17 protein-coding genes and 1 pseudogene are annotated in these 16,261 nt (G+C 70.0%); 11 read left to right on the top strand and 7 right to left on the bottom strand.

The window, feature by feature from the left end; all coding sequences use genetic code 11:
• Positions 1 to 28: 28 nt before the first annotated feature.
• Positions 29 to 1,558, bottom strand: coding sequence for an FG-GAP-like repeat-containing protein (locus ACIO3R_RS20120; protein ID WP_385034017.1), 1,530 nt, complete (start codon positions 1,556 to 1,558; stop codon positions 29 to 31).
• 458 nt (positions 1,559 to 2,016) lie between these two features.
• Here ACIO3R_RS20120 and ACIO3R_RS20115 point away from each other — a divergent pair, with 458 nt between their 5' ends.
• The 3 genes from ACIO3R_RS20115 to ACIO3R_RS20105 are packed head-to-tail and all read left to right on the top strand — an operon-like array spanning position 2,017 to position 3,607.
• Positions 2,017 to 2,178, top strand: coding sequence for a hypothetical protein (locus ACIO3R_RS20115; protein ID WP_363031318.1), 162 nt, complete (start codon positions 2,017 to 2,019; stop codon positions 2,176 to 2,178).
• The gene (locus ACIO3R_RS20110; protein WP_385034014.1) at positions 2,175 to 2,744 is read left to right on the top strand and encodes a sigma-70 family RNA polymerase sigma factor; all 570 of its coding nucleotides are present in this window, start codon (positions 2,175 to 2,177) and stop codon (positions 2,742 to 2,744) included. The genes ACIO3R_RS20115 and ACIO3R_RS20110 overlap by 4 nt, the downstream gene beginning before the upstream one ends.
• Positions 2,741 to 3,607, top strand: coding sequence for a hypothetical protein (locus ACIO3R_RS20105; protein ID WP_385034011.1), 867 nt, complete (start codon positions 2,741 to 2,743; stop codon positions 3,605 to 3,607). The genes ACIO3R_RS20110 and ACIO3R_RS20105 overlap by 4 nt, the downstream gene beginning before the upstream one ends.
• A 69-nt stretch (positions 3,608 to 3,676) precedes the next feature.
• Here ACIO3R_RS20105 and ACIO3R_RS20100 read toward each other — a convergent pair whose 3' ends face one another.
• Positions 3,677 to 4,615: a carbohydrate kinase gene (locus tag ACIO3R_RS20100; protein WP_402107324.1), complete on the bottom strand. Its 939-nt coding sequence runs from the start codon at positions 4,613 to 4,615 to the stop codon at positions 3,677 to 3,679.
• 182 nt (positions 4,616 to 4,797) lie between these two features.
• Between ACIO3R_RS20100 and ACIO3R_RS20095 the strand changes: the two genes are divergently transcribed.
• Positions 4,798 to 5,280 carry a hypothetical protein gene (locus tag ACIO3R_RS20095; RefSeq protein ID WP_402107321.1) on the top strand — a complete coding sequence of 161 codons (483 nt, stop codon included), beginning with the start codon at positions 4,798 to 4,800 and terminating at the stop codon, positions 5,278 to 5,280.
• A 24-nt stretch (positions 5,281 to 5,304) separates the two neighbouring features.
• Here ACIO3R_RS20095 and ACIO3R_RS20090 read toward each other — a convergent pair whose 3' ends face one another.
• On the bottom strand, positions 5,305 to 6,477 hold the full coding sequence (locus ACIO3R_RS20090) for an epoxide hydrolase family protein (RefSeq protein ID WP_402107317.1): 1,173 nt from the start codon (positions 6,475 to 6,477) through the stop codon (positions 5,305 to 5,307).
• 81 nt (positions 6,478 to 6,558) lie between these two features.
• On the opposite strand from ACIO3R_RS20090, the gene ACIO3R_RS20085 reads away from it, so the two are divergent.
• Positions 6,559 to 7,134: a CGNR zinc finger domain-containing protein gene (locus ACIO3R_RS20085; RefSeq protein WP_402107313.1), complete on the top strand. Its 576-nt coding sequence runs from the start codon at positions 6,559 to 6,561 to the stop codon at positions 7,132 to 7,134.
• Between the two features lie 261 nt (positions 7,135 to 7,395).
• On the opposite strand, the gene ACIO3R_RS20080 is transcribed toward ACIO3R_RS20085, so the two are convergent.
• Positions 7,396 to 8,250: an alpha/beta fold hydrolase gene (locus tag ACIO3R_RS20080; RefSeq protein WP_402107311.1), complete on the bottom strand. Its 855-nt coding sequence runs from the start codon at positions 8,248 to 8,250 to the stop codon at positions 7,396 to 7,398.
• Between ACIO3R_RS20080 and ACIO3R_RS20075 the strand changes: the two are divergent.
• A pseudogene (locus tag ACIO3R_RS20075) lies at positions 8,249 to 8,666 on the top strand (hypothetical protein). The gene ACIO3R_RS20080 and the pseudogene ACIO3R_RS20075 overlap by 2 nt on opposite strands.
• Positions 8,667 to 8,705: 39 nt before the next feature.
• Here ACIO3R_RS20075 and ACIO3R_RS20070 read toward each other — a convergent pair.
• Positions 8,706 to 9,557: a class I SAM-dependent methyltransferase gene (locus ACIO3R_RS20070; protein WP_402107308.1), complete on the bottom strand. Its 852-nt coding sequence runs from the start codon at positions 9,555 to 9,557 to the stop codon at positions 8,706 to 8,708.
• A 317-nt stretch (positions 9,558 to 9,874) separates the two neighbouring features.
• Between ACIO3R_RS20070 and ACIO3R_RS20065 the strand changes: the two genes are divergently transcribed.
• Complete coding sequence (locus tag ACIO3R_RS20065; protein ID WP_402107305.1) at positions 9,875 to 10,660, top strand: helix-turn-helix domain-containing protein; 786 nt, start codon at positions 9,875 to 9,877, stop codon at positions 10,658 to 10,660.
• Between the two features lie 262 nt (positions 10,661 to 10,922).
• Here ACIO3R_RS20065 and ACIO3R_RS20060 read toward each other — a convergent pair whose 3' ends face one another.
• Complete coding sequence (locus tag ACIO3R_RS20060; RefSeq protein ID WP_402107302.1) at positions 10,923 to 11,678, bottom strand: dienelactone hydrolase family protein; 756 nt, start codon at positions 11,676 to 11,678, stop codon at positions 10,923 to 10,925.
• Positions 11,679 to 11,903: 225 nt separating this feature from the next.
• On the opposite strand from ACIO3R_RS20060, the gene ACIO3R_RS20055 reads away from it, so the two are divergent.
• From ACIO3R_RS20055 to ACIO3R_RS20040, 4 genes are all read left to right on the top strand, one after another.
• Positions 11,904 to 12,533 (top strand): TetR/AcrR family transcriptional regulator, encoded by a 630-nt coding sequence (locus tag ACIO3R_RS20055; RefSeq protein ID WP_402107300.1) that lies wholly within the window; start codon positions 11,904 to 11,906, stop codon positions 12,531 to 12,533.
• A 216-nt stretch (positions 12,534 to 12,749) separates the two neighbouring features.
• Positions 12,750 to 13,550 (top strand): SAM-dependent methyltransferase, encoded by an 801-nt coding sequence (locus ACIO3R_RS20050; RefSeq protein WP_402107298.1) that lies wholly within the window; start codon positions 12,750 to 12,752, stop codon positions 13,548 to 13,550.
• 213 nt (positions 13,551 to 13,763) lie between these two features.
• Positions 13,764 to 14,075, top strand: coding sequence for a chaplin family protein (locus ACIO3R_RS20045; RefSeq protein WP_385033978.1), 312 nt, complete (start codon positions 13,764 to 13,766; stop codon positions 14,073 to 14,075).
• A gap of 82 nt (positions 14,076 to 14,157) precedes the next feature.
• Positions 14,158 to 15,402 (top strand): hypothetical protein, encoded by a 1,245-nt coding sequence (locus ACIO3R_RS20040; RefSeq protein ID WP_402107296.1) that lies wholly within the window; start codon positions 14,158 to 14,160, stop codon positions 15,400 to 15,402.
• Between the two features lie 83 nt (positions 15,403 to 15,485).
• Here the strand turns inward: ACIO3R_RS20040 and ACIO3R_RS20035 are convergent, their stop codons facing one another.
• The gene (locus tag ACIO3R_RS20035; protein ID WP_385033972.1) at positions 15,486 to 16,193 is read right to left on the bottom strand and encodes a GntR family transcriptional regulator; all 708 of its coding nucleotides are present in this window, start codon (positions 16,191 to 16,193) and stop codon (positions 15,486 to 15,488) included.
• Between the last annotated feature and the right edge of the window lie 68 nt (positions 16,194 to 16,261).

The following is a 16,261-nucleotide window of genomic DNA, read 5'->3' as shown; positions in this document are numbered from 1 at the left end:
CCGATCGCCGGAAGCAAACGCGGTACGGTCAGCGCAGGAAGCTGCCGAACAGCGCCTTGGTCACCGGGCCCCCGACATCGCCCGGACCGAAGGCCGTCGCGAGCTTCGTGGTCAGGCCGTCGGTGGTGCCGTTGAGGGTCCACACCGCTCCGGCCGAGGCGTTCTCCGCAGTCGAGGAGACCGCGAGGTCGCGATGGCCGTCGCCGTTGATGTCGAGGAGCGCGCAAGCGGCCCCGAACTCGTCGTTCGTCTCCGCGACACCGGGCACGCCTTCGGTGTTCTGGTGCATCACCTGGCTGCCCGCACCGGTGACACCGGAAGCGGTGCCGTGAAGCAGCGCGAACGAACCGGCGTCGGTCAGACTGCCGAAGTCCTCACCGTCGATACCGAGGGCGATCTCTGCGCGGCCGTCCCCGGTCACGTCGGCGACCGAGACGCACGAGCCGACGTGGTCGCCCTCCTCCTCGGCGCCGTAGAACCCGGGCAGGGACTGGTCGAACCTCTGCACCCGGTCGTACGAGGGGCCGGAGGCCGAGCCGTACAGGACGGTGACCTTGCTGGTCTCGCCGCCGCTTCCGATCACCACGTCGCCGTAGCCGTCGCCGTCCACGTCACCGATGTCGGTGGCCCTGTCGTCGCCCTCGGAGCCGATGTCCCCGAGCGTGCCGCTCTCCGTGAATCCGCCGGAGCCGCCGAACAGGACGTGAGTGGCCCAGACTCCGTCGCCCTCGTAGGCCCAGATGGCGATGTCGTCGCGGTGGTCGCCGTTGACGTCACCGACCGACGTGGCGGTGTTGGGCCCGCTGAGCGAGTGGGGGCCGTTCACACACGAGTCGTCGGCCGCGCAGCCCGCACCGGATCCGTTGTCGCCCCACCACTCCGACTTGTCCAGGAAATTGAGCTTGGCGGTCGGCTTGCCCGCGCGTGAGACGGGGCCCTTCCACAGGTTCGCCGACTGAGGTACGGAGTCATCGCCTTCGGTCTCGGCGTCACCGAACAGCGCCAGATCGGCCTTTCCGTCACCGTTGAAGTCGCCCACCTGCGGGGTCAGCCCGTAGCCGGCGATGGCGGTGCCTCCGGTGAGTCCCGAGGCGGAACCCCATACGACGACGCTGCCCGCAGACCCCTTGGCCGAGCCGATCACGAGGTCGCTGTAGCCGTCGCCGTCGAGGTCCCCCTTGCTGAAGGTGTCCCCGAACCGCTGCTTCGCGGTGGCCGATCCGGGCACTCCGCTCGTCGAGCGGTTCACGAGCGTCTTGCGCGCGGGATCAATGCCGTTCGCCGAGCCGTACGTCACCGCCACATAGCCCGCCTGCGCCTTGCCGGAGACAGTCGCGCCAGGGGCTGCCGTGACGAGATCCGCGTAGCCGTCGCCGTTGAAATCGTCCGCCGGCGCCGCGCGGCCCCCGGCCGCGTGGGCCACCCCGGGGGTGAGCGATACAACGGTCAGACCGCCCGAGACCAGGAGTGCTGCGGCCAGCGGCGCTGCCGCACGGGCGCCGTGCCGTCTGCCGGTCCGTCGCGCATTGTGGGTGTCAGGGCGTCGTATCCAGAGCATGAAATCTTCTTTCGGTCGCCTGTTCACATCCATTGCGTATGACGGCGATCCCGCGGAGATGGTTGTGCCCCACCGGACATCCAACGTTTCACGTACCGGAGTTGTGGCCGTGGACACCGCGATGTACAGCTCCGCCGCGACGGGACAATCGAGGGGGTGTGATGTGAGTCACCGTCAATGTTTGCTGGGTTCGCGCAAATTTATGCAAAGTGCTGCTCGTGGAGCGTGTGCGCTGGTGACGGTGCTGGCGTGCGCGTGGCGTGGGGTGGCTAAAGGTGCGGGATGAGCAGGAGGGAACATCTGTACGTCACCAGGCCTGCCGCTCCGTAACTTTCCCTGAATTGCCCCTGCACACTTGTTCGTTCCCAGGTGTTGTTGAGAGTGAAGGGCGCACAACCCGCGCACTTCCCGGGCTCGAAGAGGCGCCCGGCTCTTCGCACGAACAGAGGCTCTCGCCTGTGACGACCCACCTCGTAGGTGACCTGATGATCCTGGCGGTCACGATCCGCGTCTTCGGCAAGGACGCCCACACCCTGCTGCGCCACCTGGCGGCCGCGGGAGTCCGGGCCGGGGTGAGCGAGATGAGCCGCCGTCCCCACGAAGGGAAGGAAGGCCGGTGACCGAGTACCGAAGCCGCACCCGTCAGGCCACCGATCCGATGACCCAGCAGCTCCCCGACCTCTCCTTCACCGCCTTCCACCAGATGAACCGCCCGCGCTACATCCACTACGCCGAGACGTTCCTCCACAACCGCCACGACGCCGAGGAAGCGATCGACAGCGCCTTCGAGCAGCTGCTGCGGACCTGGGACAGAGTCCTGCTCGTCGAGAACCCCGCCGGCTACGCCTGGACCGTCATGCGGAACAAGGTCAACGACCACAGCCGCGCGCGCAGGCGCCGGCCCCCGCTGCTCGACGACGAGGCCTTCAACACCTTCGCCCTGCGCGACGCCGTGGACCCGTACGGGCAGATCACCGAGTCCCTCGCCCTCATGAGGGCCATGCGTCAGCTCACCGAACGTCAGCTCGACGTCATGGTGATGACCTACCTCCACGGACTGAACGCACCCGCGGTCGCCGACGTCCTCGGCATCACCAGCGCCACCGTCCGCTCCACGGTCCGCCACGCGACACGCCGGCTGCGGGACATCCTGGGACCCGACCGCGCCATGGAAGGACGGCGATGACACGCCACATCACGGAGTTCCTCTCCCGCGCACGCCTCGTCACCACCCCCTACACCCAGGACGACATCAACGCCGCCGAGACCCGCCTCCTCGCCCGGCTCCACACCACCGGCCCGTCCTCCGCCCCACCGCCGCCGTCCGCCCCCGTTCCGGAGGAACCGACGGAGCACGAAGCGGCCCAGAACCTGCAGACCCTCTGCGAAACCGTCGTCACCCGCAACACCGCCCTCAGCACCCTGGACACCTTCCTCACCCCGCAACTCCCCGAACCCCCGGGAGCACGGGTCCTCGGCTGCATCCTCCAGCTCGCCGAATCCGAGGAGAACGCCCGCTTCTGGTGGCAGTACGCGGCCGGCGCCGGCGACCCCGCGGCCTCCTACTGCCTCTACCTCCACCACCTCGCGCTCGGCGAGCACGGTGAAGCCCGCTGGTGGTACGAACAGACCGAGCAGATCCAGAGCGCTCCGCCCTCCACCGACGACTTCACCGACGCCGTACCCGACGTCACCGCTGACGACGTGCCAGGCATAGTCAGCGACGCGCTCAACGCCGTGACGACCACCGACGCGAGCCTGCTGCCCACGGCGCTGCGCATTCTCGGTGCGCTCAAGACGGATCCGGCCCCGGTGCCCGCCATGGTCGGTGCCGTGCTCGACTACGTTCCCGCGGCCGTCGGCCACATCGGCGACTTCGAGCTGCCCCTGCCCGCCCCCGGCTTCACCGACCACATCCGTACCCTCACCGCAGCCAGCGCGCCCGCCCCCGGACGGCCTTCCGCACGCAACCGCCTCCAGCCCCGCCCCAAACCCACCCGGCCGCTCATCGCCGCTGCCCGCCGGGACCCCAAAGGGTGCTGGGGATAGACCCCGCGGCGGCACCGGCGCGACACACGGGCGGACACACACGCCCCTCAACCGTGCCGAGGCCCGGTGTCAACCGCCGGTCCGGCCGAGCGCCCCTGCGAGCTCCGCCTCGTCGGGCGGGTTGGCGCCGGCTCTGGCGACGGTCACGGCCGCCGAGGCCGCCGCGTGGCGCAGGACGTCGGTGACGGTGGCCCGGTCCATCGAGCGGAGGCGTTCCCGGCTGTCCGCGCCGAGCAGCCCGTGCGCGGCGAGCGCGTGCAGGGTGCCCGACATGAAGGCGTCCCCCGCCCCCACCGTGTCAGCGACCTCGACGGGTGGCGCCGCGACAGGGACCCGGCCGTCGGGCAGGACCGCCAGGGCTCCCTCGCCGCCCCGCGTCACCAGGACGACGGCCGGTCCGGAGGCGAGCCACCGCTCGGCGACCCGTCCCGGCTCCTGCCCCGGGTAGAGCCATTCCAGGTCCTCGTCACTGGCCTTGACGACATCGCTGAGCGCGACATAGCGCTCGACCTTGCGGACAGCGTCCGCGTGATCCCCCATCAGTTCCGGCCGAACATTGGGGTCGTAACTGACGGTCGCGGCCGTCCGCAGCGAGTCGACGGCGGCGACGACCGAGGCCGCACCCGGTTCCATCACGGCGGCGATCGACCCGGTGTGGACGTGCCGGGGCGGCTGCTCCAAGGACACCGCACCGAGCGTCCAGGCGATCTCGAAGGTGTACGCGGCCTGCCCGTTGCCGTCCAGGGCGACGGCGGCGGACGGGGTCGGAGTCGTGGCGCCGTCCGTGCGCACCTCGACCCCGGCACCCGCCAGATGGCCGCGGATCCGCCGCCCGTCGGCGTCCGGGCCGAGCTGGGTGAGGAGGGTCACGCCGTGCCCCAGCCTGGCCAGGCCGTACGCGACGTTGGCCGGGCTGCCTCCTGGGTGGACCTGGTCGGTCGCCCCCGGCAACCGGACGATGTCGGCGACGCATTCGCCGATGACCAGCAGGTCGATTCTGTCGAGCATGAGGGTGAGGTCTCCTAGAGTGCGGTGACGTAGGGGTCCTGACAGGCGGCACGGCCTGCGAACACCTTGAGCCCGATCCTGCCGTGTCCGCCGTCGTCGTGACGTTCGCTCCGTCCGCCCGGCCGGTCCCGCCGCCGGGCGAGCCACTCGCGGGAGTGCCGACCAGTCAAACCGGGGGCAGCATGGCGCAGAGGAAGTCGACGGATCCACCGGTCCGGGACGGCGACCGGCGGTCGCGTCGCCTGTCGCGGGGGACGCGGTTCGTCGTGACGGCGTACGTCATCTGCTTCCTCTGGGGCACCGCCATCCACCTCGTGGACCTGGCGGGCGGCGGCCACAACAGCTACGCCTCCCACGCCCCGGCGCCCATCCGCGTCTACTTCGTCGCTCTGGTGCTGCTCGACCCGCTCGCGGCAGTTCTGCTGGCGCGGCTCCGACCGGCGGGCGTGCTGGTGGCCGTCGCGGTCATGTCCGTGGACGTGGCCGCCAACTACTACGTCAACTGGCCGCAGATCACGCGGCACCCGGACTACCCGCTCCGCCCCCTCGGGCTGCTGCCGGTCACGCTGTTCGCACTCTTCGTCGCAGTGACCGCGACGTCTCTGTACGGGCACCTGGCCCGGCTCAAGGCGCGGGACAGCGCCTTGAGCCGGACCAGGCGGTGATCGAGTGCCGGTACCCGGCCGCGTTCACCGATGGGCGGCCAGCACCGCCGCGAGACCCTCTTGAACATCCTTGACGAAGTACTCGGGAACCTCCAGCGACGGGAAGTGTCCGCCGGTTTCGGGCGACCTCCATCGGACGATCTGCCGGAACCGCTCCTGTGCCCAGGGGCGCGGACACTTCTCGATGTCGCGGGGATACGTGCTGATTGCTGACGGGACGTCGACGCGAAGTTCGGGGTCGAGCGAGTTGTGGCTCTCGTAGTAGATGCGGGCTGCCGAAGCGCCGGTTCTGGTCAGCCAGTACAGGGTGACGTTGTCAAGAACGGTGTCCATGGAAATCGCCTCGAACGGGCTGTCCTCGGTATCTGTCCACTCGGCGAACTTGTCAAGGATCCAGGCGAGAAGCCCAACCGGTGAGTCGACGAGCGAGTACCCGATGGTCTGCGGTCGGGTCGCCTGCTGCTTCGCGTACGCCGCGTGGTGGCGCCAGAAATCGTGGGTTTCCTCGGTCCATTTGCGCTCGGCTGCCGTCAGCCCGTCCGTCGTCAACCCGGGCGGTGACTGCGCGGTCGTCGTGTGGATGCCGAGAACGTGCTCCGGGAACCTGCCGCCGAGGACCGTGGTGATCACACCTCCCCAGTCGCCGCCCTGGGCCACGAACTTGTCGTAGCCGAGCCGCGCCATCAGTTCCACCCATGCGGCCGCGATCTTTTCGGTTCCCCACCCAGTGGCGGCCGGCTTGTCGCTGTAACCAAAGCCTGGCAGCGACGGGGCCACCACGTGGAACGCCGGCGCGCCTGCATCTTTCGGATCTGCCAGCTCGTCCACTACATCGATGAACTCAGCGATGCTGCCTGGCCAGCCGTGCGTCAAGATCAGAGGAGTGGCCTCCGCGCGCGCGGACCGGCGGTGCAGGAAGTGGATTCCCAGACCATCGATGGTCGTGCGGAACTGGCCGATCCGGTTGAGGCGCGCTTCGAACGCCCGCCAGTTGTACCCGGTGCGCCAGTAGTTCACGACCTCGACGAGGTCGGCGAGAGGAACACCCTGTTCCCATCGGCGAGGGCCGGGCGCGGCGCGATGGACCGTCTCGGCCTCCGGGAGGCGTGCCGCGGTCAGTCGCGCGCGCAGATCGTCGAGGTCGGCGTCAGTTGCGTGGGCTTCGAATACTTGCACGTCGCTGGTCGGTCGGGGCATGAGACCTCCTGGCCATCGTGGAACCGGCTAAGACGGTTCTACCTGCCTTCCTGGCGACGTGCAACCGGCTAAGGTGGTTCCATGCGTGATGGGTTCCCTGATTTCCGCCTCGGCAGCGTGCTGGCGACCAGCTTCACGGGGACTCTGTCGGAGCGTCATGGCGAGCCCGTGGAGCGCATTCCCGTGCCGCACCGACTCGTCGACTGGCTGACGGTGAGCGGTCTCGCCGTGGAGTCCTGTACCGCTGCCCAGCTCGACCTGGCTCGGGAGCTGAGGGAGTCGATTCACGCGGCCGCGACAGCGGCCGCGATCCAGGACGCTCTCCCCGTGGCTGCTGTTCACGTCATCAATGGCTTCAGTGCTCAGGGCCGGGCCGCGGCCACCCTGACGCCCGACGGGAAGCGGCGATGGCTCCTTGGCCCGGATTCCTGCGTGGAGGATGCCCTCGGTGTGATCGCCGCCGACGCGATCAGCATCATCGCGGGTGAACGGGACGGAAAACTGGCCCTGTGCGCATCACCAACCTGCCGGGCCGCCTTCTTCGACACCAGTCGGAGTCGCACCCGCAAATGGTGCGACATGAACACATGTGGAAATCGTCAGAAGAAAGCGCGCTTCAATGCCAACCAGCGCAAAAGCTCCGGATCGGCGGAGTGACCGTTACCTCGACCGGCCGGGGCCGGCGACGTGGCCACGCCCCCGGCCGGAGGTCAACGGCAGGCGCCGATCGTCCCGGGGCCGGCCGTCGTGGGTGTCAGGTGATCATCTCGACGTCGGCTGCCGCCTCAGTGCGTAGGCGCTTGATCTCCAGGTGCTGGGCCGCTGTCCGGGGCAGGGCTGGAATGCGCAACTCACTGTTCAGACCGGCTTGCAGGCGGGATTTCTCATCAGCGGGCCGAAGGATCCGGCCCTTGCGATTCAGTCGGCCCGCACGGCATGGAGCGCGGTGAAGGCCAGGAGAAGTGCGGCGGTGCGCGACGGGTCCTCCATGATCGGTGTGTGGCCGGCACCGGCCAGCAACTCGACTCGCGCGCCCGGAACGGCCCGGTAGTCGGCGGCGGACGACGGCCGCCACCTGCGGTCCTCGTCGCCGAAGATCACTTGCAGCGGTTTGCCGAGGACCGCCAGCCGGTCCGGGAGCGCCTGTTCGTCCAGATAGGCGCGGGACGCCTGCATGGACGCGGCGACCGCGTGGAAGGTCATCCCGCGCAGATCGTCCACGACCTCTTGGGGAATCCGATAGCCGGCGTGGAAGGCCGTGCCGGCGAACCGGCGGATCTGCTCGTCGGCCGGTGGCCACTGCGCCGGTGTGAACGCGGCGGACTCCGGCGCGATGAAGGCGTTGAGACTGGGGCCCGTGTTGATGAGCGAAAGGGCGGCCACCAGGTCGGGCCGCTGCTCGATGAGAGCGGTGGCGGTATAGCCGCCACTGGAATGGCCGACGAGGAGGGCGCGCTCGACGCCGAGCCGGTCCAGCGCCGCGCCGACGGTGCGCCCCTGCTCGGGGATCTCGTAGCCGCGGTCGGACGGTTCGGCCGAGCGGCCGTGTCCGGGCAGATCAACCCGGATGACGCGGTGTGACCCGGTCAGCAGCGGAACCAGCTGGTCCCAGGAGCGGGTCGAGGAGGCGGAACCGTGGATCAGCAGGAGCGCGGGAGCATCGCGAGGGCCGTCCTGGCACACGTGGATGTCGCCACCGGGCAAGGGCAGGATCGGACCCTCGGTGGCCTCGGGCCGGGCGTTCACATCAGGTTGTCCGTCAGGGAGAGTCATGGGCCCACTGTCGTCGTTGGTGTGCGTCGAGGGCTTGGACAAATGTTCCCGGCCGCACTTCCGTGGCAGCAGCGTTTGTCTGCTGCCACGAGCAGCAGGTGCGGATCTTGGGGACCGTGGTTGTTCACCGCTCGGCGTCGACGCGAATCCGCTTCTGGCCAGGATCAATCCCGAGCACGTACCCCGGCTGGCGGCACTCCCGTGCGAGGTGGTCTGGGCGACGACATGGATGACTGACGCGAACGATTGCGTCGCCCCCGTTCGCCTGGGTCGACGACGAGATCACCGACACCGATCGGTCATGGGTCGCTGCCCACCACCAAGGACACGCCCTGCTCCACCGTGTCGATCCCCGCCATGGTCTGAGGGACAGCGACTACGTGGCTCTCGACTCGTGGCTGCGGCAGCCGCACTGACACGGCTGGGAACCGACCGTCCAGAGGCCGGGAGGTGCTCTACCGGCGGACCGCCGAAATCAGTCCGCCGGGCCGTTCATCGCGCTGCGGCGGGGTGCTGATCGGGCGGCCGTAGGCGGCGGCGCGTTCACGCAGGGTGTGGCTGTCGGCCTCCCAGCCGTGCCCGGCCAGCCAGCCCACCGGGTCGTCGGGCATCTCCGAGACCCACAGGGACGCCGCCGATCCCGGCGCGGCGTCCGCGCCGAAGCGGTCGATCACGCCACGCGAACCCAAGGTCAGTCCCATCCGACTGCCTGCCGCCGACTGCGCGCTGATCCGGGCCAGCAGTAGCTCCACCGCATCCTCGGGCAGATAGATCAGTAGTCCTTCGGCGATCCACGCGGTCGGCACGGTCGGGTCGTGTCCTGCGGCAGCCAGCGCGCCCGGCCAGTCCTCACGCAGATCCACCGCGACGGTGATCCGCTCGCAGTGCGCGACGGCCCGCTCCTGGCGCAGCACCGAAGCCTTGAAGTCCAGTGGCGCGACGGTGTCGACCTCGAACAGCCGGGTGCCCTCGGGCCAGTCCATCCGGAAGGCCCGGCTGTCCATGCCTGCGCCGAGCAGAACGACCTGCCGGACCCCGGACGCGGAGGCCTGTTGCAACAGGTCGTCGAGGAACTTCGTCCTGATGACGATGGAGAACGACACGGCCAGCCGGCGTCGTCGCGCGGCCTCGTCATCGGCCAGCGGCGGCGAGGAGGGCCACAGGCCGCCGGCGGTGGCGAAGGCTTGTGCCAGTGGGTCGCGGAACAGCGCGTTCTCCCGCTCTGTCTCCCGCGCCCGCACCCTGGCCACCCCCACCGCAGTGGCCCACACTCCCGACGGCTGCACCCGCTCCTGCTCATCAGTCACCGCGCCAGCCTAGATGACCGATTTCAAGGAATCTGATGAGGGGAGCCGGCTTCGTGCGCGGCCAACCAGCCATGCGCGCGCTGACCGCCCGCGAACGCCAGAACCACCATGAGGCGAAGATCGACAGTCATCCTGGGTACGCGACCACGCGAAGTGAGCCAGAGCTCAGAAGCTGAGCCAGAACCGCTACTCGTGAACAAAGCCACCCGCCCTCGTACCATTTGATGATGCGGTCCACTGTGGGTGAATACGGCGATCCCGCCGCGTGGGACGTCGCGCGGCAGCAACAGCGGCCCGGCCGGTTGCCAGGTGGCGACATGGCAGGGTTCCGGATACCTCGCGCGCCCGCCGGCGGTCTGCGGGTGGTCCCGCATCCGGCCGTGATGCTGCTCCTGGATTTCGGTACGAGCCCGGCCGCCGTGGATGACGGCGCTGGGCGGCGGCATCGAGGAAGCCTTGTCGCCGGGCCCGGATTCGGGTTCGGGGGTGCGGCTCGGGCGTGGGGCGAGAACATCGAGTGCGTGCAGGTACGCCTCTCCCCGGTGATCGCCCGCGCGGTTCTGGACGTCTGCCCGGCCGACCTGGACAGTACGTCGGTGGCCCTCGACGGCCTGTGGGGCCGGGAGGCGTCACGGATGCGCGAGCAACTGAGCGAGAACTCCTCCTGGGAGGAACGCTTCGCGCTGACGGCGGCGTTGCTCGCCCGCCGACGTGACGCGCGGTTTCCGGTGGATCCGGAGGTGGCCTGGGCCTGGAACCGGATCGCCCTCAGCCGCGGCCGCGTCCGGGTCGGTCACCTGGCGGCCGAACTGGGATGGAGCCGCAAGCGCCTGTGGTCCCGGTTCCACGCGCAGACCGGCATGCCGCCCAAGCGTGCGGTGAACCTGGTCCGCTTCGACCACGCCGCCCACCAACTGGTCTCAGGTGAAGGCGCGGCCCGAGTCGCCGCGGACGGCGGCTACTTCGACCAGTCCCACCTGCACCGTGAGGTCATGGCATTCTCCGGGGTCACTCCGGCGAACGTGGCCGGCGAACAGTTCCTGACGGTCGACGCCACCGCATGGCCGGCCGCGCATGGCCGGCCGCGGGTCGCGCGGCGATGAACTTACGGAGCTCCTGATGTCCGGAGTACCTGATTCCGAGCTCGTTGAGGGCCGTTGACGGCGGATGCGGGGCGGATGAAGCGCCTGGCCCGAGGCTGGCGGGTGACCGCGACCGTGCGGGGAACCGGGCGGAGCGACTTGCACGACCTGGCTGGACTACCAGGGCCGGACCGTCCGCTGGTAGTCCAGCCCTGGAAGGCGACTGCGCGGTCGGCGGGGTGCGTTCGTCAGGCCTGCGGAGCCGCGTTCCGGGCCCGGGGCCTCAGCTGTTGGTCAGGGTGCGGTCGAGGAGAGGGAGCAGGCGCTCCCAGTGGCGCTGGAGTGCGGAGGGGTTGAAGGCTGCGGTGTCGGACATGGTGAAGCCGTGGACGGTATCGGGGTAGATCTCACAGGTGTGGCTGACACCTGCGGCGTCCAGGGCCTGGTTGAGCTCGCTGAGGGTCTCGGGGGACATGTCGCCTTCGGCGAGGCCGAGGTGCACCTGTGCGGTGACCTCGGGGAAGTCGCGGTGCGGGCTGTCGGGCGCGTCGGTGACCAGGGGGCTGGGGTGGAACCCGGCGACGGCGGCCACCTGGCCGGGGTGTGCCGCTGCGGTGCGCATCGCCAGAGCGCCGCCCATGCAGTAGCCGACCGCGGCGACCGGTCCGGCGCCGACCTCGGGCTGGGCGGTGAGGAACCTGAGGTAGGCGTCGGCGTCGAGCAGGGCACGTTCGCTCGTGTGCGCCTTGACCATGGGCATCACCTGGGCGAAGACCGCGGGCCGGGTCTCCGCGCCGATGTGCTCGGGGAGTTCGATCACCGGTGCCGGGCCGTGGCGGTAGAAGATGTTGGGGACGAGCACGTAGTACCCGTGCCCGGCCAGCTCACGGGCCATCTCCTCCACCACGGGCCGTACGCCGAAGGCGTCCGGGTACAGCAGCACTCCAGGGTGCCGCCCGTCACGGTCGGGGAAGGCGGCGAAGGCGTCGGCCTGGCCGTCCGCGGTGGGAATCAGCAGCGTCTTGGTCTTGGTGGGCACGTTGTTCCTTCCTCGGGCTGATGCGCGTGCACAGCCTCTTTGCAGAACAGAGTCGAGGTCGCTCGCAGCGGTGACGGACGTCCGCCGGGCCCTCGCCTCGATGCTCGCGCGCTTCGCGATCGCAAGTACGGTACAACCAGCATGGTAGTCAATGCAATGACCGTTGTACTTTATCCTCGGCGCATACCTTGACCAGGGCAGCAGCGGCAGAGAGGGAAGCCACCCATGAGGCAGGGCATGGCGGAGAAACGGTCGGCCATCGTGCGGGGCGCGCGCAAGGTCTTCGGGCGTGACGGCTACACGCGCACGAGCATCGACGCGATCGCCGCGCAGGCCGTGGTCTCCACCCGCACCATCTACAACCACTTCCCCGGCGGCAAGGTCCAGCTCTTCGGGGCCGTGGTGGCCGAGGGTTCGGAACCGGTCGTCGAAGCACAACTCGATGCGATCGACCGGCGGTTGCACAGAGTGACCGCGGCCGGCCTGGAGCAGGACCTCGTCGAGTTCATGGAGGCCTGGATCGGTGCGTCGCGCCGATTCACCGACCACTTCGCGGTCATCCGGCAACTGCGGGCCGAAGGTGCCCATGTCCCGCGGGAGTTCCTCACGGCCTGGCGGCGGAGCGGGCCGCAACGGGCGTCCGACGCGCTGGCCGGACGGTTCGCGGAGCTGGCCGCCGACGGCCTGCTCGCCACGGACGATCCGGCGCGGGCGGCCCGCCATTTGCTGCTGCTCACGGTGGGCGAGATCAACGAGGCGAGTTTCGACGGTGCGTTGCCGCTCCCGGAGGAGGCGGAACGCGCGATCGTCGAGTCGGGCGTACGGGCCTTCCTGCGGGGATACGCGCCGCGTTGACTTGACTTTCGCCGTGCGCCCGACCGACATGCCACTCGCCCAACGTCGCACCGTGGCACGGCACTTGATCGCCGGAGGGCAGCCGTCCGCGCCGGTGCGAAACCCGCTGCGTGCCAGGCCGTATGGGCTGATGGGCGATGGGTGGCGGATCACGGAGGTACCGTGTCCGGACTTGAGTTCGAGCTGGCTGTGGCAGCCGCGCGAGGAGACAAAACGATGAACGAGAACACGTTGTCCGCACCGCATCCCGCGAACGCGCATCCAGCCCGCGTGTACAACGTCTGGCTGGGCGGGAAGGACCACTATCCGGTGGATCAGGAGGCGGCGGAGCTCGCCGCTCGGGCCAACCCGACGATCGTGCCGTCGGTCCGTGCCAACCGCGCCTTCCTCGGCCGCGCCGTACGTCACCTCGCGGGGGCCGGGGTCCGTCAGTTCCTCGACATCGGTACGGGGATTCCCGCCGCGGCGAACACCCACGAGGTGGCGCAGCAGGCCGCCCCCGAATCACGTGTTGTCTACGTCGACAACGACCCGATCGTGCTCTCCCACGCGCGGGCGCTCCTGGTCAGCGGCCCCGAGGGGCAGACCGACTATGTGCAGGCCGATGTGCGGGACGTGGACGCGATCCTCGACGCGGCCTCCCACAACCTGGATCTGAGCCGGCCGGTCGGCCTCATGCTCATCGCCGTCCTCCAGTACATCAAGGACGCCGAGGACCCCTGGGACATCACCCGCCGGCTGCTGGACCGCCTCGCGCCGGGCAGCTACCTTGCGCTGTCGCATCCGGCCGCCGACGTCACGGCTCCCGAGGTGGCCGAGTCCATGCGGATCTACAACGAGCGCGCCGCCAGCCACGCCTCGGCCACTCCCCGGACCCACGCAGAGGTGAAACGATTCTGCGATGGTCTGGAGATCCTGGAACCGGGAGTGGTCACGCTGACCCGCTGGCGTCCGGGCCCGTCCGACGCCCCCGACGACACCCTTCCCATGTGGTGCGCCGTCGCACGCAAGGCGTGACCGGGACGTCCTCGGCGACCGCCGTCCCCGGCCATCAGCAGTAGAGGCTCCCGTGAGATCCCCCGTCGGCCCGCCGCAGCGGAGTCCGGCGGGGGATCTTCGTGTCGTGAGCGGGGTTCTCTCGTTGGTGGAGCTGTGACCCGGTTCTGTCCGGCCGGGCGCTGTTCGTACGGGTACCGGGACGCGGTGCCGGATGGATGAAGGAGGAGCACGATGGGCGTGGAGACATGGGGCGCGGGCGGCGGCGCCGGGCGTACGGGTGCGCGGACTGCCGCGGTGCTGGGCGCGGTGGCCGGCGTGGCACTGCTTCCGGCAGGTGCCGCTCACGCGAACGTCATCGGGATCGGGAACGCGGCGTTCGGCAACACCTGCGTCAGCCAGGGCAGTGCGCGCACTGCGGGAGCCACGGTGAGCGGGAGCGGGCTGGGGAGCGGTAACCAGGCCGGTCTGCCGCTGAGTCTGCCGCGCAACCACTGCGGCAACAGCGGCATCGTCTGCACCGCGGTATTCATGTCAAGCGTGTGAACGGGCCGGAGAGCGGGCCGGTGCGCGGCCGGTCGGCGGCGAGCGGGGCGGCAACGGTCGCGCCCGTGGGGGGGAGCGGGCGGTGGCTGCGCTTCTCTCCTTGAGCGGGCAGGCGCTGCCTCTGCTGTGCCAATGGGTCGGCTCGGAACCGGACTGCGGTGTGGCGCGGGCGCTTCTCGCGCTGGCGACCGCCGACCGTTGGAGTGATGCCGAGCTGAAGGCGCAGCTGGCGATCGCGCACCGGGACGCGCGGTCCGCCGGTGAGCGGGAGGCGAGCCTGGTGTACGGGGTGTTCCTTCATACGCACCGGCAGTACCTCATGACGGCCGATCACCTGGTGGAGCACTTCGCCCGCTGGCCGGCCGATGAGCTGGCCGGGCTGATGCTGGGCGCGTTCTCGTCCTGCGGGGACGCCGCCCACCGCGCGCACGGCGACGCCCTGACGGAGCGGCAGGCGGCGCTGGCCGGACCCGAGAGCTGGCCGTGGCTGAGCTGGCTGGCGTCGGCCAGGGCGGAGCAGGGCCGGGTGAAGGAGGCGCACGAGCTGGCGGAACAGGCGCTGGTCCTGCATCCCCGCTCGGGTGTGGCCGCGCACGCCCTCGCCCACGCGGAGCACGAGCGGGGTGGCGGCGGCGCCTCCGCGGAGTTCCTGGACGCGTGGCTGCGGGCGGATCCCGAAGCGGTGCAGTCACGGCACCTGAACTGGCACGCCGCGCTCCAGGCCATCGCCTGCGGAGATTTCCCGGACGCGCGTCGGCGGGCGGACACGGCACTGGCGCGTACGGATGTCGGAATGCGGGCCGCGACGAACTGGCGCCTGCTTCTGGTCGGACAGTCACCGGCCGACCGAAGCGATCCGGACCACGTCCGGGAGCTGCTCGCCGCACCGGGCGGGATGGCGGAGATCTTCCACACCTTCAACCTCGCCCTGGCGCTGGCAGTGGAGGCCGCCACCGACGACCTGCGCATCCTGGCCCGCCGGGCTGCCGCCGACGAACGCCCCGACTACCGCGATGTCCTGGCTCCTGTCGCCCTGGCCCTGGCGGAGATCACCGCGGGCCGTCCCCGTGCGGCGGTGGACCTGCTCAGCCGGCTGGGCGACGACGCCGAACGGATCGGTGGTGTGCGGGTGGAGCGCGAGATCATCCAGGACACACTCGCCCGCGCCCTCGTCGACGCGGGCGAGCACGTTCGCGCGGCCGGGTTGCTGCACCACCGCACCAGCACCCGCCGTCATCACACGTACGAGGACCTCCTCCTCGTCGCACGGCCGCCATCCGCACCCGCTCAGGCCGAGGCCGTCAGCGCCGCGCGGGTCACGGGGTGAGTGAACTCCTGCCCGGCCCCGCAGCGTTCGGTCGCGTTCAGAGGTTCACCGTGCGGCGCGGCGCGAGACAGCGCAGACACAGGTCAGGACTTGCGTTCGTGGCCCATCTGGCGCCGGAGGCTGAGGGCCAGATGCTCCGTCATGGCCTCGGCGGCACGATCCGCCTTCCTGCGGAGGATCGCGCGCACGACACGATCGTGTTCGGCCAGCGTCGGATCCTCGGCGGCCTCGGCGCTGGTGAGCCGGAAGATATGCAGATGTGAGTGGAGCCTCTCGACCGCGTCGGTGAGCAACGGCCGGTGCGACGCGGCGGCGATCGCCTCGTGGAAACGCTGGTCCAGGGCGGCGAAGTCGCGGTAGTCCGCGTACCGGCCCGTGGGTCCGGGGAGCGTCCTCATCTCATCCGTGATCCGCTCGATCGCGTCGAGCTGCTCCTCAGTGGCGTTGGCCGCGGCCAGCGCCGTCGCCCTGGGCTCCAGCAGCATTCGCATCTCGAAGAGTTCCTCCAGCCCCTGCCGCGTCAGCAACTCGGTCGCGCGGTACCCCGAGAGCGACCGCTTCACCACCAGGCCGTCGGATTCGAGCCGGGCCAGCGCCTCGCGCACGGGTGTCGGCGACACGCCCAGTGTCCGTGAGAGGGCATCGATCCCGACGCGGGCGCCCGGCGCGATCTCATGGTCCATGACCATGGCCTTGATGTCCTCGTAGACACTGTCGGAGAGCACCTGCCTGGCGGGCGGAGCGCTCGGCGTCTTTCCGCCAGAACCCGCGGAACGGTCCTGCGGTGGCATCCGTTCTCCTGTTGCTCGGGACTCTTCGGGACATACGCAGTTTAGCCAAGCGGCGACGGGGGCCGGGC

It is taken from the genome of Streptomyces sp. NPDC087428 (assembly GCF_044744085.1).
Taxonomy (GTDB): domain Bacteria; phylum Actinomycetota; class Actinomycetes; order Streptomycetales; family Streptomycetaceae; genus Streptomyces.
This window is presented reverse-complemented; position numbering and strand designations above follow the sequence as displayed.

Bases quoted from the DNA above. Each gene is read 5' to 3' on its own strand.
- ACIO3R_RS20120 (WP_385034017.1), bottom strand. From the start codon at position 1,558: ATGCTCTGGATACGACGCCCTGACACCCACAATGCGCGACGGACCGGC.
- ACIO3R_RS20105 (WP_385034011.1), top strand. From the start codon at position 2,741: ATGACACGCCACATCACGGAGTTCCTCTCCCGCGCACGCCTCGTCACC.
- ACIO3R_RS20100 (WP_402107324.1), bottom strand. From the start codon at position 4,615: ATGCTCGACAGAATCGACCTGCTGGTCATCGGCGAATGCGTCGCCGAC.
- ACIO3R_RS20095 (WP_402107321.1), top strand. From the start codon at position 4,798: ATGGCGCAGAGGAAGTCGACGGATCCACCGGTCCGGGACGGCGACCGG.
- ACIO3R_RS20090 (WP_402107317.1), bottom strand. From the start codon at position 6,477: ATGCCCCGACCGACCAGCGACGTGCAAGTATTCGAAGCCCACGCAACT.
- ACIO3R_RS20085 (WP_402107313.1), top strand. From the start codon at position 6,559: ATGCGTGATGGGTTCCCTGATTTCCGCCTCGGCAGCGTGCTGGCGACC.
- ACIO3R_RS20080 (WP_402107311.1), bottom strand. From the start codon at position 8,250: ATGACTCTCCCTGACGGACAACCTGATGTGAACGCCCGGCCCGAGGCC.
- ACIO3R_RS20065 (WP_402107305.1), top strand. From the start codon at position 9,875: ATGGCAGGGTTCCGGATACCTCGCGCGCCCGCCGGCGGTCTGCGGGTG.
- ACIO3R_RS20055 (WP_402107300.1), top strand. From the start codon at position 11,904: ATGAGGCAGGGCATGGCGGAGAAACGGTCGGCCATCGTGCGGGGCGCG.
- ACIO3R_RS20050 (WP_402107298.1), top strand. From the start codon at position 12,750: ATGAACGAGAACACGTTGTCCGCACCGCATCCCGCGAACGCGCATCCA.
- ACIO3R_RS20045 (WP_385033978.1), top strand. From the start codon at position 13,764: ATGGGCGTGGAGACATGGGGCGCGGGCGGCGGCGCCGGGCGTACGGGT.
- ACIO3R_RS20035 (WP_385033972.1), bottom strand. From the start codon at position 16,193: ATGCCACCGCAGGACCGTTCCGCGGGTTCTGGCGGAAAGACGCCGAGC.